Raw genomic sequence first — 14222 nt, 5'->3', positions numbered from 1 at the left:
TTAATGTCAGGAGTAGTTATTTCGCAAAAAGTTATCAATCAGAATAGGCTTGGGTAATGCTTCTATTTCCTCCCGAGAGTAGAACTTACCGTCTGAATAGCGAGGTTCCTGCACTAGATGGCTATTTAAGGAAAGAGTGTAAAAAGTGACGTGCAACCGCTGGTGCGACAATTGGTGCTGATATAGTTCTGATTTTTCTACGCGGGGTTGCTGCTGCATCAGTTCGCCCAACACGGAATCATCCAACTCATCCCACTTTTGCGGCTGGTTAGTTTCGATCAGATAGAAATCGTACAGCCCGGCCCAAATACCCTTCGCTGGTCGCTGCTTCATTAGTAGCTTATCATCCAGTTTTATTACTAAGTAGTGCAAATAGCGATCTTTAATTTTTCCCTTCTTGATCTTTACCGGCAGGTCTTTTTGCTTACCATGCTGATAGGCGTAGCACATAGTAGATAGTGGACACAGCAAGCAAGCCGGGTTGGCTGGAGTGCATTGCAGTGCACCAAATTCCATAATAGCTTGATTGTACACATTGGCTCTCCCTTCAGGAACCAATTGCTCCGCTAACTTCCGAAAATTCTTTTGACCAGTGGTGGATAAAATATCATCTTCGACACCAAACACCCTGGAGAGTACCCGATACACATTGCCATCTACTACGGGCACGGTTTCATTGAAAGCAAAAGAAGCAATGGCCGCGGCAGTATACACTCCCACACCTTTCAATTTCAGTAGCTCTTGGTAGGTTTTAGGAAATTCGCCATCGTAATCGGCTACAATACTTTTAGCACAAGCGTGTAGATTGCGGGCTCGGGAGTAGTAGCCCAGTCCCTGCCAAAGCCGCAACACTTCTTGCTCCGAAGCACTTGCCAAGTCGTACACCGTAGGGAAAGCCTCCACAAATTTTTGGTAGTAAGGCAGTCCTTGAGCTACTCGGGTTTGCTGTAGTATAACTTCCGATAACCAGATTTGATAGGGATTGAGCGTATGGCGCCAGGGTAAATCGCGATGATGTTTTTGGTACCACTGAATAATTTCTTGGGCAAAAGGCGTTCGTTCCAAACTAATTGGCTAGTAATGAGATAGAATCTTTAAAGAATGCACGAGAGATGGGGGAGATTTTAACTCTTTTTTTTTCTAATTTATGATTTACCATTAAATTTACGCTCCCCAGATTCGGGTAGCAGCCAAAAATCCAGTACTTAACTAAAACCTAGATAAAACGTGACCAAAGCAGAAGTAGTTCAACAGATTGCTGACAAGACCGGTATTGACAAAGCAGACGTTTATACCACTGTAGAAGCATTCTTTACTGTAGTTAAAAACTCAATGGCCGAAGGGGAGAATATATACGTACGCGGATTTGGAAGCTTTGTAAATAAAAAACGAGCCCAGAAAATTGGGCGAAACATCTCTAAAAACACGGCCATTGTTATTGAAGAACACTTCGTGCCTAGTTTTAAACCATCTAAGGTTTTTGTAGAAAAAATTAAGAATAGCGAAAAGCTAAGTGGAAAACTCAAGGTCACTGAGCCTAGCTGATAGCTCCCGTTCCCAGGCATTACTGCCTAGCACAATGATTTATTAGATTATGGCTAAAAAACAGTTGATTGTAGTGGTGGTGGCCGTGCTGGTGATAGTGGCTTTATTCAGTTTGCCCCGCATTGTGGTAGACAACGATGAGCAAGCAGTAAGCGAACCATCGTCGCCGGTGGCCGAAACTGAAGAAGACGTTCACCTTCCTCCCCTCGCTCCCGCCGTACAAGTAGAAGCCGATAGCCTTCGGACATTATATCTGGCTAATGAGAGTACCGAAAAAAATGCTATCTTTGCCAATTCTTTGGTTGAGCTATTTGCGCGGGCCGACCGCTATGATAGTGCCTCCTATTATGCTGAAGTAGTAGCAAATCAAACCGGAGCCCTAGAGGATCAGCAGAAAGCAGGAGAAATGTACTACGAGGCTTTTATGCGAGCCATTAGCAATGGACAACGCCAGCAGTTAGGAGAGAAAGTTCGTTTCTACTTCGACAAGGTGATAGAAGCAGACCCCGACGACCTAGATGCTAAGGCTAAATCGGCGATGACCTACATTGGCTCATCAAATCCAATGGCGGGCATTCGGATGCTGCGTGAAATAGTAGATACCAACGAAAATCACGAACTAGCTACCTATAATTTAGGGTTGTTGTCAATGCAGTCGGGGCAATACCAGAAGGCAGTAGAGCGGTTTGAAAAAGTGAAAGAAATTAATCCTGACAATTTGCAAGCGCAATTTTTGTTGGGAGTAAGTTATTTGGAGGCTGGGGAGAATGAAAAATCGCGTGAGCAGCTTGAATACGTTAAAACAATTAGCGACGACCCTGAGGTAATCGCTAACGTAGATAATTATTTGGAGAGAATTTAATTGAGCAATATAGTGTTTGAGTATTATGGTGTTAGAGTGTTAAAGTTTAATACGGTTAAGCGTAAGCTATAACAAAGCAGGGAATCATAACACAGAATACCTTAATACCATAACACCAAAAAGTATAAAATCATTTGTTTCACTAAAACATTAAGAATATGCCTTGTGGAAAAAAACGAAAACGACACAAAATTGCTACGCATAAGCGTAAGAAGCGTTTAAGAAAGAATCGTCATAAGAAGAAGTAACACAAGACTCTTCATTGGGTAGGAAGCTGCACATTTTCTTGCGCTAACCTACCCTTCATTTTTATTTCAAACTCTACTATCAACGGGGTTAACTAAACTACCCTTGAAGCAGTAGTAGCACCACATCATTAAAATAATAATCCCTTGAGCAATGAATTGGTTATAAATTCAACTCAAGAAGGATGTCGTATAGCACTTTTACGAGATAAGAGCCTTGTAGAATTTCATCAGGAGGTTGATACCAACAAATTTACCGTTGGTGACATCTACTTGGGAACCGTCCGTAAGGTAGTGCCAGGATTGAATGCCGCGTTTATTGACGTTGGCTACGAGAAAGATGCTTTTCTGCACTACCTGGATTTGGGACCCCAGATCCGAACACTGAATAAATATGTTCGGGGTGTTCTTGCGAAGAAACATAATGGGCAACATCTTGGTAAGATGGATGCCGAACCTGATATTGATAAGTTAGGAAAAATCAATCAGGTGCTGAATCGCAACCAATCGGTACTGGTACAAATTGTAAAGGAACCCATCTCAACGAAAGGGCCACGATTATCCTGTGAGTTGTCTATCGCCGGAAGGTATCTTATTTTAGTTCCCTTCTCGAGCGTAGTAAATATATCGAAAAAAATTACCGATAAGAATGAGCGAAAGCGGCTCAGTCGCTTAGTATCTTCCATTAAACCCGAAGGGTTTGGCGTAATTATCCGAACCGTAGCCTCGGGTAAAGAGGTAGCCGAACTAGACCGTGACCTTCGTAATTCGGTGGAAACTTGGCAAGAAGGCATGAAAAAGTTGCAAAACGCCAAGCCTCGGGAGAAGATTATCGGCGAAGTAGGGCGAGCATCTTCTCTACTGCGCGATGTCCTTAATGAATCTTTCGACAGCATTGTTACCGACGATGATGATATATTTTCAGAGGTGAAGTCTTACATTCAGACAATTGCCCCGAAGAAGGAAAAAATTGTTAAGCACTACCACGGCAAAACCAAGTTATTTGAGAACTACGGTATTGAGAAGCAACTAAAGTCGTTATTCGGACAGTCGGTGACGGTGCCGGGTGGTGGTTACCTGATTATTGAGCATACCGAAGCCCTGCACGTAATTGACGTGAATAGTGGTAATAAATCTAACTCTGAGAAAGATCAGGAAACAACGGCTCTGAGCGTGAATTTGCAGGCCGTGGGGGAAATTGCCCGTCAACTTCGTCTGCGCGATATGGGAGGCATTATTGTAGTGGACTTCATCGATATGCGAAGTTCTGAAAACAAGAAGGCCGTTTACCAGAAAATGCGGGAGGTGATGAAAACCGATCGGGCGAAGCACACCATTTTGCCCCTTACTAAGTTTGGCCTCATGCAAATTACCCGGCAACGGGTGCGTCCTGAGCTGAATATTGTTACTAAAGAAATTTGCCCTACCTGCGGAGGTACCGGTAAGGTTACTCCTTCCATATTGATTTCCGATCAGGTAGAGCGCGATGTGGACTACCTGCTGAGTAAGCAAAATGAGAAGAGCCTGACTATTTCGTTGCATCCGTATTTGCACGCCTATTTCACTAATGGCTTGTTCTCTAGGCAGGTAGATTGGTTCTTTAAGTACAAAAAGTGGGTTCGGCTAGAAAAAGACTCTTCTTTAGGGATGATGGAATATCATTTCTATAACAAAGTCGGAGAGCAAATTGAACTACCAAAAGCCTGATTTATTCAGGCTTTTTTTATTTTTAGGCAGAGAATACAACGATAATCCGTATTTTGATCCATACTATCCTACTAAAGCAACATTAGCATGACCTCCTCTGGCGATGAATCCATCATCTTTGGCGACTCCCGTATTCCGAAGTATCAGCAAGTAATTAATTTAATCAAGTCAGATATTGAGCTGGGTATTTTCAAACAGGGCGAACGGATACCCTCTATTAACGAAACCAGCGAAGACTTTTACCTCTCGCGGGATACGGTAGAGAAAGCCTACAACAAACTTCGGGAAGAAGGAGTGTTGGTTTCGGTGCCGGGCAAAGGCTACTACGTGAATACGACTCAGCCAACCGGGCCGCTGCGGGTGCTAATTGCTATTAACAAAATTAGTGCTCATAAGAAGAAAATTGTTAGTGCTTTTGTAGAGACTCTGGGCGACGATGCTGTTGTAGAAACCTTTGTGCATCATTACAGCACCAATAAGCTAGAGCGAATTATCAGCGAAAACCTGGGGAAGTTTAATTACTACGCTATCATCCCTTGTTTCAAAGACTTTTCTGATAAGACCCAGAAAATCATAGAGAAAATCCCTAGTGATAAGCTAGTATTAATTGATAAAGACATAGATGGATTACCCAACAAGTACAAAGCCGTTTGCGAGAACTTCGAAGAAGATACGTACCGGGTACTAACATCCGCGCTAGATGCAATCAATAAGTACAAAAAGCTATACTTTGTTTTTCCGGATGGAAATCAGTATCGGCACGAATTGATTACCAGTTTCAAGCGGTTTTGTACTGAGCATCATTTTGAGTACTGCATTACCAATGTGTTTGACCCTACGCTGGTGCGTCCGCAAGATTTATATTTGGTTATTGAAGATGATGATCTGGTAGATATAATTAAATACTGCAAAAACCACTCGCTGAAAGTAGGGCAGGACGTAGGCATTGTCTCATTTAACGATACTCCGCTGAAGGAGGTATTGCACGATGGTATCGCGGTAATCTCTACCGACTTTGAAAAAATGGGTGAAACTGCTGCTAGACTCATTTTAGAAAAGCGTAGCGAAAAAGTGCATAATCCCTTTTACCTCATTCGCCGCCCATCGCTTTAGCAGCTTCTTGACTCCAAGCTTGACCGAGTGTACCCATGGAACACTACCAGCAGCAGGGGAATGATCTACATTTTCTACTTGATACGTAGACAATTGAAAAGTTACGCATGCGTTTTAAAGAAAATCTGTTCTTTAAATCACATGAAAAAAGTTGCCTGTCTATTTGTATACCTTTGTACGCTAAACATCGTTCTCGCTCAGCCGCTACCAGATGAGCCTACAACAGAAGGGTATAGTATTTTTTCCCATGTAGTCGTAGGATTTGAGATTGGGTCTAATTTTTTGGATATCGAGACGCTCAATCAAGAACTGGATCAGCTCGATTTGCTTCAATTAGACCCTTATACTAACAATTTTACTTTCCAAGTCGGATTTGGATTAACTCACTTCGAGCTCTATAACACGTTTACAGTGTTAGCTACCAACAGTTTTAGTAGAATAATTGGGGCAGACCGTCTTTTTCTGTCATCCACTTTGAACGGAAACTATATTGGTTTCGGGATAAGGGGTACAGTTTTTTCCATTTTAAAGAATAGACTTTCTTTGATGGCATCGGCTGACCTAAATACCGCAAGGTATGACTTACGAATGTCCAGAGCAACAATTTTTGATCGGAACGTAAGTCCTTTGTTAGATAGCTCGCAAGCTATCTTAGCCCGTTCCAGTAATCGAACAGTACAACCAGCACTGGAATTACTCTATGCTGTAGTGAATAAAAAAAATCGGTTTGATATTGGTTTCAGAGTAGGCTACATCTACCATTTACGAGAAGAATCGTGGGAAAATCAACATGGTGTTGGCATTCTTGGATTATCCCCAATCAGAAACAATGAAAGTTTTAACGTAGCCCTTAGATTTGTCTATTCTTTCGCGCGCTGTGGTCGCCGTTATGATAATTATGACTAGTTTGTTCTACTACTGCGTTGAGCAAAGTACCTTCTCGGCTTCTTTAGCTTCGTTCCGGTGGTACGTAGCGTTCTTCTACGTTGATATGCTCTCCGGCAATGTGGTCAATTCCCTTTCGCCAAATATTCGCAGGGTTTAAGGCAGTGGTAGAGCGCTCATTACTACTTTCACTCAAATGAAAATTAGTAAAGTATACACCCATCCGTTGATCGGGCTTTTCGTTGGCAGTCCAGATACCTAAGTTTATCACCAGCCTATCCAGATTGAGCGAGGAAAAACTACCTTCCTGATTTTCTTCATAATTCTGGGCAATGTTGAGTTGGGCACTCTTAGTCTCAGAAGCTATCGGCAGACTAAAATAGTTAGTAGGTGGTGGATTCAATTCCCGGTGGTTGTCTCGTAAATTACCGTAAGCTTTGCCTACGGCGTATACCTGATTCAGCTTTTTCAGGTCTTTTTCAAAGCCTTCTATCCAAACAAAAGCCCCCGTCCACTCCTCGGGATTAGAACTTTCATTATCTACTTGGTACTGAAACGATAGAGCTGGCCGCTGATCGATACCTAATGAAATGGCCTGGCATATTCGGTTAACAGTTTGCGGGAGACGATCTTGTCCCGGTACTCGGTAGCCCCGACTAGCGGAGAACAGGTATAAAGCCGACTGGTTTTGCCAGGGGCGGACTTCACAGATGTTAGACGGATTTTCATCTTCTTGGTACACAAACCGATGGTGCCAGCTTTCTAATCCTTCCGAAAAATCACCGTTCTGAATTTTATCACTTGCTTCTAATTCCCATTTATGGTTCAGCCAGAGCGGGTACTTGTCAGGGGTGAATTTTCGGAAAATATTCGGGTAGTCGTATACTTCATCTGTTACGGTATGGAACGCTACCTGAGCCTCTTCGCCATCAATATTTGCTACAGCAATTCCCTGCACCGGGCCGCCAGTAACATCTTCCTCACCAAACCCTCTAGGGCGAAATCCTGCGGCTGGCAGGTTGATTAAATTCATACCTCGGTGAGTAACGGCTGTTTTTAGCGAAGCTTTAAGCGGAATATGCACGTGGCCACTTAGCACATATTTTACATTACCATGTTTAGCTAATATAGCTAGCAAAGTACGTTTTACCGCAACCGACTCAGCGTAATTGATGAGTGGATTGATGCCAATAGGATGGACGGGAATGTGCTGAAGAAAGAAAGTAGGGCGATCTTGGTGCTGCTCCAGATCTTGCTCTAACCAAGCGAAGTAGTGAGGATGGGTGTCCCAAAATTTTTTTCGTAGCGGGTCGAGCCAAATAACAAAGTGCCACTTGCCCAGATTAAAGGAGTATAACAATTTGTTTAACCCGTTAATTTTCTTTTGGGCGGCTAAGTAGCTACTGAATCCTGATAAGTCGTAATCTGCTCCGAAGGTGAGGCGATACTTGGTTTCGTGATTACCTACACTGTATAGCCAAGGAACATCTGCTTGTTTAAAGTAAGTAAGCATCTGCTCAAAGTTGGTTTCCTGCCCCTGGCTATCTACAATATCGCCCAGCACCAGACAAAAAGCCGGATCATTTAGCAAAGAAACCAATGAGACACTGTTCTCGATAAACGCATTATGAATTTTCATCCGCGTAATGCTACCATTGGTCATATCCTGGGCATCTCCTCCCTGCGGGTCGGCCATTACCGCAAATTGAAACTGGTTATTGGCAGGCGAAACATTGAAAAAAGACTGGTCAACAGTACCAATCTCCTGCGACCCCAGTAAACCAACTGATACATCCAATGCATCAGTAGCGTACTCTAGCCCTTGCTGAGCAAATAGTTCGGGCAATGAAATAGTCGTTTTTCTATCGATTTGAATATGTAGCTCAGTCTGGTCATCAGGTCGTATCCAGCAGACCATTACGTAAGGGTAAGCAGTTAATCCGGGTATTTGCCAAGACAGCTTATTGGACGTAAATTGCTGATTCTGAATCGGCATAAAGTAAGATTTGACTTGCTGAATGCTGCCGTTCCTAACTTCTAGGGAGGCCGCGATACCGTTGGGCAGCAATTGCTTACACCGAACGCTAACGTTAATTAGGTAATCACCGGCTTCGTTCTGAAAAGAAGCGAGGGTAGGATACAACTCAGCATTGGGTGAGAAGAGCGGTTTAGAACCAGAAGGCCAACTCCCAAGAAGTAAAGAAGAGCCTAAACTAACTTGTTGTAAAAAGGTGCGACGAGATGAATCATCTAAAGCCATAGCGCGAATATAAAAATGATAACCGGAGTTTATATCAGATGCCGTACTGCTCTGACTAGTAACTGGTGCAACTTACGGGTAAGTCTGATACATATCTTCAAATAGGATTCGTCTTTTTAGTGAATATTTTGCTATATTATTAATAATGGTTACTATTAGGTTCGATTTGATCGCCTAATCTAAAGTCGCACCCTTAATCTACTTTCTTTGCAAAGCCGCTTCCTCCATATTGATGATACAAAAACCTGGAATGCATTCAAAAGTGGAAATCAGGCGGCTTTCGCCTACATTTATCAAGCGTACTTTCAGCCCCTTTACAACTACGGACGCAAGTTCAGCAGTGATGATGCAATAATTGGCGATACCCTTCAGCAGCTATTCACCGAACTTTGGCAGCGACGAAAGCGGTTGGGTTCTACTAATCAGATTAGAAACTACTTGTATAAATCTTTTCGGCGGGCATTGCTACGCAACTTGGCAAAGAAAGAAAAGGCGGAGCAGTCAAGTATCCAAATTCCCTTCTTAGTATGCTTATCGCACGAAGCTCACCTTATTCAGCAACAGCATACTGCTGAGCAGCTCAATCATCTGGAGCAAGCCTTGGCTCAATTAACCGAGAAGCAACGCGAAGTGATCTACCTAAAGTTTTACGACGGGTTAACCTACGCCGAAATCAGCGAAGTGATGGGTATCTCATCGGCTCAGGCGTACGATTATATGTACAAAGCACTGAAAGCTTTGCGAAAAAATATTAAAGATAGTGGCAATTACAATGAGTTAACATCTTCGGCTCTTGTACTATTTTTTGTCGTTAATTCTCATTCCTTTTTTTAAAGAAATAGTAATGTAATCCTCTTTTTGTTACTCATTTTGTAAAAACAGAAAAAAGTTTTCTGAACCCGACGAGATTATGTAATAGTCTGCCTTAGTAATAGTAGAACGCACCTACTATGGCCAACCAAAAAATATCGGTAGAGAGTCTAGCTGCCGACGAATCCTTCCAACGCTGGGTATTGCATCCATCTCCCGAAGCCGATGAGCATTGGAGCCGATGGATTAGAAACCACCCGGAACATAAGCATACAGTTAGTCAGGCCAAGCAACTACTGCTAAACTTACATCTTAAAGCTGATACTGCTCCTTCGGAATTACAACAGCAGGTATGGGCAAAAGTAAAGCCTGTGTTGGAAGAGAGCACTCGAGAACATAAGGTACTAAGCCATCAGCTTAGAAGTAAAGTAGCCGCCTCAGTGGCAGTTTTACTAGCTGCCAGCGTTCTTTTTTCTTGGTATTACTTCAGTACCAATAGTAGTTACCGTACTGCTTACGGAGAAACCCAAGAGATTGTGTTACCGGATGGGTCGTTGGTGACCTTAAACGCAAACTCATCGATTCACTTTGCCTCAAACTGGGATACTACCGAAGTGCGGGAGGTTTGGTTAGAAGGAGAGGCGTTTTTTGATGTTCGTCATATACCGCTCGCCAACAGCAGTAGTAATGTTCGGCTCCCTTTTGTAGTGCATAGCCAAAACATGGATGTGGAAGTGCTGGGCACTACATTTAACGTGAAAGACCGGACTGAGTATTCAGAAGTAGTGCTGAACACTGGTAAAGTGAGTGTTACTCCTCAATTGGAGCAGCAGACCGCCCCTATTGCCATGAGTCCTGGTGACCGTCTGGCTTACTCAGCTAGCAAACAAGAGTGGGAAATTCAGCAGGTAAATCCGGCTATACCCACGGCTTGGCGAAATCATGAACTGATTTTTGATGAGATGCCAATAGAGGAAATTGCCCAAATTTTGGAAGATGCCTATGGCTATACCATCACTTTTGAAACGGAAGATATTAAGCACTACAGCTTTACCGGAAACATTAAGACCGATGAAATAGAAATGCTAATTCCTATGCTAGAAAGGTCGTTTGATCTTGCAATACAGCAGCAAGGCAAAAGAATGAGCTTTGCTAAGAAGTAGATACCGTCAAAAATCAATTCGTAGAAAATTCTTACTATAACAACAACAATATGATTAGAATTGTATCCCAACCGAGACCAACATTGATGCTGATAGCTACTTGGCTATTGTTACAAAGCCCTTTGTTAGCACAAAAGGTGGCACTCAACCACAATTCTCTTAGCGTCTCCAACTACTACTCGCAAGGAGAAAAGCAGCAGGCACTGAAAGTAGTGCTTAAAGAACACGAAGAGAGGTACCAAGTTAGGTTTAATTACGCGGCCAAGCTTATTAGTAATAAGTATGTGCGTTATCAAAAGGATCAATCAGCTACGTTAGATGAGTCACTTACTAAACTGCTGGCTCCGCTAGGCTTAAAGTACGAAAAGCTCAGCAAAGAACTGGTCTTTATTACTGAAGATAAGCCTTATGATCTTCAGAAACTCGACAGGAGGAAGGTTAGCGAACAGGAAGGTTCTACCTCCCCCACTAAAAACATGCTTCAAATCCAAACAAGCATAAACCAAGCGGTAGCTCCAATCGCTCTGGATAGACCAATAACCGGGCGTGTTACTGATCTCGCGGATAATTCCCCCATTCCGGGAGTCAATATAGTAGTGAAAGGAACCAGCACTGGAACAATCACCGATGCCGAAGGTAATTATAACCTGTCAATATCTGACGATGCTCGAATATTAGTTTTTTCTTCTATCGGCTACGAAACCAAGGAGGTAACCATTGGCGGCCAAAGCGTCATCAATTTGGCCTTATCGCCTAGTATAGAACAGCTATCTGAGATTGTGGTGATTGGTTACGGTGAAAAAAGCCGAAAATTACTCACTGAATCAATCGGTACGGTAGACGCAGAAGAAATTCAGAAAGTGCCCGTAGCCTCGGCCGATCAAGCTTTGCAGGGGCGGGTATCGGGCGTGCAAATTACCAACACTAGCGGTACGCCCGGTGCTGGGGTTGCCGTGCGAATTCGTGGTATAGGTACCGTAGGTAATACCCAGCCGCTATTCGTAATCGACGGAGTTCCTGTAGGAAGCAACTCTAGTGATCCTACTACTAACCCGCTCTCAACCATTAACCCCAATGATATTGAAAGCATTTCGGTACTGAAGGATGCTTCAGCAGCGGCAGTATACGGAGTGAGAGCTGCTAACGGAGTTGTACTGATTACCACGAAGCGAGGCAAGCTTGGTAAACCTACCATCAGTTTTGATGGCTACTACGGTGTACAGCAGTTACCCGAACTCTACAACATGAACAACACTGCCGCGCAAATAGCCCTGATAGAAGACGCCCAGAATAATTACAATGTACAAAATGGGTTTGCGGCCGGAGGCGAAAACTTTTTGGAGCTGCACCCCGATTTGCTACCAGGTAGCCGCTACCGTGATATAAATTCCCCTTGGGTTGATAATGTCACGAACAACAACGCTCCCATCCAGAACTACAATCTATCGGTATCCGGAGCGAACGATAACCTCAACTACTATGTATCCGCGGGCTACTTTGGTCAAGAATCGGTAGTTAATAAGTGGGACTTAGAGCGCTTCTCATTCCGCGCCAACGGTGATTATCGGATAAACGACCGCGTCAAGTTCGGCCAGACATTTACCGTTTCTCATCAGAATATTTTTCATGGGGTGAATAGTGCTGGCGATGGTTTTCTACTGGCAAATGCCGCTCAGATGCCTCCCTTTTACGAAATATTTGATACTGATAATTCGGTAACTGGTAATCGCTACGGTTATGAGGGTAACCTGGATGTAGCTGGGGGCACCATTGGTAACCAGAATGGATTAAACGAAATCAGGGATTACTATAAACGCGACACCCGACTATTAGGCGGTGTCTTCGCTGAAGTTATGCTGATACCGGGCTTAACCTTCAAATCCCAGGCTTCCGTTGACCTTATATTGGCACGAGATGATCAGTGGAACCCAGGCCATACCGCCCAGGAAATGGGACTGGAGCGGGCTCAGGAAAGAAGGGATAGTCGCAGCGAAAACGTAAGTCAAATTTTTACCAACACCCTTACTTACGAGAATACGTTCGGTGACCACAGCATTAATGTTTTAGCGGGTATCGAGTATCAGAAAATTAGCAGCACATCGTTAAGCGGACGAGCCGAAAACTTCTTGAGTGCCGACCCCGACTTCTACCAAATTGTTGCTAACGGACAAGATGCTATCGACTTAGGAGGTGGGGCAAGTGAAAACTCGTTTGTTGGCTACATTGGCCGATTGAGCTACGATTTCCGCAACAAGTATTTGTTCACTGCTACGGTTCGTCGCGATGGTACTTCCCGCTTCTCCCCGGAAGATAACCGACGGTGGGGTACATTTCCTTCGTTTTCGGCTGCTTGGCGGGTAGGTGAAGAAGACTTTTTTACCGTGCCTTTTATTTCTGACCTTAAAATCCGGGGAAGCTGGGGGCAACTGGGTAATGATGCCACTACATCATTCCCGCATATTTTCCGAATTTCGGCTAATCCTGACTACGGCTTAGGAGGTAACAATACCCTTCAGGCCCCGGCACCAATCAACTTTGTAAATGAAAGTATTATTTGGGAAACGGTAGAGACCTTGGATGCCGGGATTGATGTATCCTTCTTCAATGACAAGCTTAGCTTATTAGCTACTTACTATCAGCGTACTACCAAAGATTTCCTAATTAATTTGCCTTTACCCCGTATTTCTGGGTTTAATAATGCCCCAGCCAACGTGGGTGAAGTACGAAATACTGGAATTGAACTGGAATTAGGCTACAATACAGTATTTAATAATGGATTTAGTCTTGGAGTAAGCGGTAACTTAACTACTATTAATAATGAGTTAGTTAGCATAACCGACGGTATTAGCGAGTTCACTCAAGGTGAGGGCTACCGCACCGCAGTAGGCTTCCCAATTGGTTATTTCTACGGATACAAAACGGATGGATTGTACCAAAATGATGCTGAGGCGGCCAACGCTTTGGAAGATGTAAATTCGCAGGGAGCCCAGCCGGGAGATATTCGCTTTGTAGATACTAATGGACCGGCTTCCGAAGATGCCCCCGAAGGGCAGCTATTCTCGGGCGAATCTGATGGTGTAATTGACCCTAACGACCGCGCCTACCTGGGTAAAACAATCCCCGATTTCTTCTACGGGCTAAATATTAATGCCGGGTTCAGAAATTTCGATTTATCAATTCTGTTTCAGGGCGTAGAAGGTGTGCAACTATACAACCAGTTTAGAAGGGATGCCGAATCAATGACCGGAGGTATTCGCGCTGAGCAAGCCACTACCCAGAACCGTTGGACTGGTCCCAACACCAGTAACGACATGCCCCGGGCTGTTGCTACTGACCCTAATGATAATAACCGCTTTTCAGATCGGTGGATTGAGGATGGTGACTTCCTTCGTCTAAGAAATATTCAGTTAGGGTATACTTTACCGGAGACTGTAACTGATAAAATTAACTTACGCTTTTACGTTACCGCCACTAATTTATTAACTATTACCCCCTACACCGGACCTGATCCTGAAGTATTTAATGCCCGGGCGGATAATACCGGAAGTCAACTTGAGGCGGGTACTGATCGAGGGAATATCCCCCAAACCAGAATGTTCCAACTAGGTGTTCAAGCCAGATTTTAATTAATA

At 43.7% G+C, this 14222-nt stretch carries 10 protein-coding genes; 8 read left to right on the top strand and 2 right to left on the bottom strand.

Annotation, left to right across the window (positions count from 1 at the left end; genetic code table 11):
* Positions 1-6 precede the first annotated feature (6 nt).
* Positions 7-1065 carry an A/G-specific adenine glycosylase gene (gene mutY / locus P0M28_RS06160; protein ID WP_302208773.1) on the bottom strand — a complete coding sequence of 353 codons (1059 nt, stop codon included), beginning with the start codon at positions 1063-1065 and terminating at the stop codon, positions 7-9.
* A 162-nt stretch (positions 1066-1227) separates the two neighbouring features.
* Between mutY and P0M28_RS06155 the strand changes: the two genes are divergently transcribed.
* From P0M28_RS06155 to P0M28_RS06135, 5 genes are all read left to right on the top strand, one after another.
* Positions 1228-1545, top strand: a complete 318-nt coding sequence (locus tag P0M28_RS06155) for an HU family DNA-binding protein (protein WP_302208771.1) — start codon at positions 1228-1230, stop codon at positions 1543-1545.
* A 49-nt stretch (positions 1546-1594) separates the two neighbouring features.
* On the top strand, positions 1595-2407 hold the full coding sequence (locus P0M28_RS06150; RefSeq protein WP_302208770.1) for a tetratricopeptide repeat protein: 813 nt from the start codon (positions 1595-1597) through the stop codon (positions 2405-2407).
* A 392-nt stretch (positions 2408-2799) separates the two neighbouring features.
* The gene (locus P0M28_RS06145; protein WP_302208769.1) at positions 2800-4359 is read left to right on the top strand and encodes an Rne/Rng family ribonuclease; all 1560 of its coding nucleotides are present in this window, start codon (positions 2800-2802) and stop codon (positions 4357-4359) included.
* A gap of 87 nt (positions 4360-4446) precedes the next feature.
* Positions 4447-5472: a GntR family transcriptional regulator gene (locus P0M28_RS06140; RefSeq protein WP_302208768.1), complete on the top strand. Its 1026-nt coding sequence runs from the start codon at positions 4447-4449 to the stop codon at positions 5470-5472.
* Between the two features lie 141 nt (positions 5473-5613).
* Positions 5614-6378 carry a hypothetical protein gene (locus P0M28_RS06135; RefSeq protein ID WP_302208767.1) on the top strand — a complete coding sequence of 255 codons (765 nt, stop codon included), beginning with the start codon at positions 5614-5616 and terminating at the stop codon, positions 6376-6378.
* Between the two features lie 43 nt (positions 6379-6421).
* Here the strand turns inward: P0M28_RS06135 and P0M28_RS06130 are convergent, their stop codons facing one another.
* Entirely contained in the window at positions 6422-8617 is a 2196-nt protein-coding gene (locus P0M28_RS06130; RefSeq protein WP_302208766.1) for a metallophosphoesterase family protein, read from the bottom strand.
* A gap of 207 nt (positions 8618-8824) precedes the next feature.
* On the opposite strand from P0M28_RS06130, the gene P0M28_RS06125 reads away from it, so the two are divergent.
* From P0M28_RS06125 to P0M28_RS06115, 3 genes are all read left to right on the top strand, one after another.
* Positions 8825-9451, top strand: coding sequence for an RNA polymerase sigma factor (locus P0M28_RS06125; RefSeq protein ID WP_302208764.1), 627 nt, complete (start codon positions 8825-8827; stop codon positions 9449-9451).
* A gap of 116 nt (positions 9452-9567) precedes the next feature.
* Positions 9568-10590, top strand: coding sequence for a FecR family protein (locus P0M28_RS06120; RefSeq protein WP_302208763.1), 1023 nt, complete (start codon positions 9568-9570; stop codon positions 10588-10590).
* Positions 10591-10640: 50 nt separating this feature from the next.
* Positions 10641-14216, top strand: coding sequence for a SusC/RagA family TonB-linked outer membrane protein (locus P0M28_RS06115; RefSeq protein ID WP_302208762.1), 3576 nt, complete (start codon positions 10641-10643; stop codon positions 14214-14216).
* Positions 14217-14222: the final 6 nt, after the last annotated feature.

The sequence above is a fragment of the Tunicatimonas pelagia genome (genome assembly GCF_030506325.1).
GTDB lineage: Bacteria > Bacteroidota > Bacteroidia > Cytophagales > Cyclobacteriaceae > Tunicatimonas > Tunicatimonas pelagia.
This window is presented reverse-complemented; position numbering and strand designations above follow the sequence as displayed.

Coding starts and splice junctions, on each gene's coding strand:
- P0M28_RS06150 (WP_302208770.1), top strand. CDS start 1,595: ATGGCTAAAAAACAGTTGATTGTAGTGGTGGTGGCCGTGCTGGTGATA.
- P0M28_RS06140 (WP_302208768.1), top strand. CDS start 4,447: ATGACCTCCTCTGGCGATGAATCCATCATCTTTGGCGACTCCCGTATT.
- P0M28_RS06135 (WP_302208767.1), top strand. CDS start 5,614: ATGAAAAAAGTTGCCTGTCTATTTGTATACCTTTGTACGCTAAACATC.
- P0M28_RS06130 (WP_302208766.1), bottom strand. CDS start 8,617: ATGGCTTTAGATGATTCATCTCGTCGCACCTTTTTACAACAAGTTAGT.
- P0M28_RS06120 (WP_302208763.1), top strand. CDS start 9,568: ATGGCCAACCAAAAAATATCGGTAGAGAGTCTAGCTGCCGACGAATCC.
- P0M28_RS06115 (WP_302208762.1), top strand. CDS start 10,641: ATGATTAGAATTGTATCCCAACCGAGACCAACATTGATGCTGATAGCT.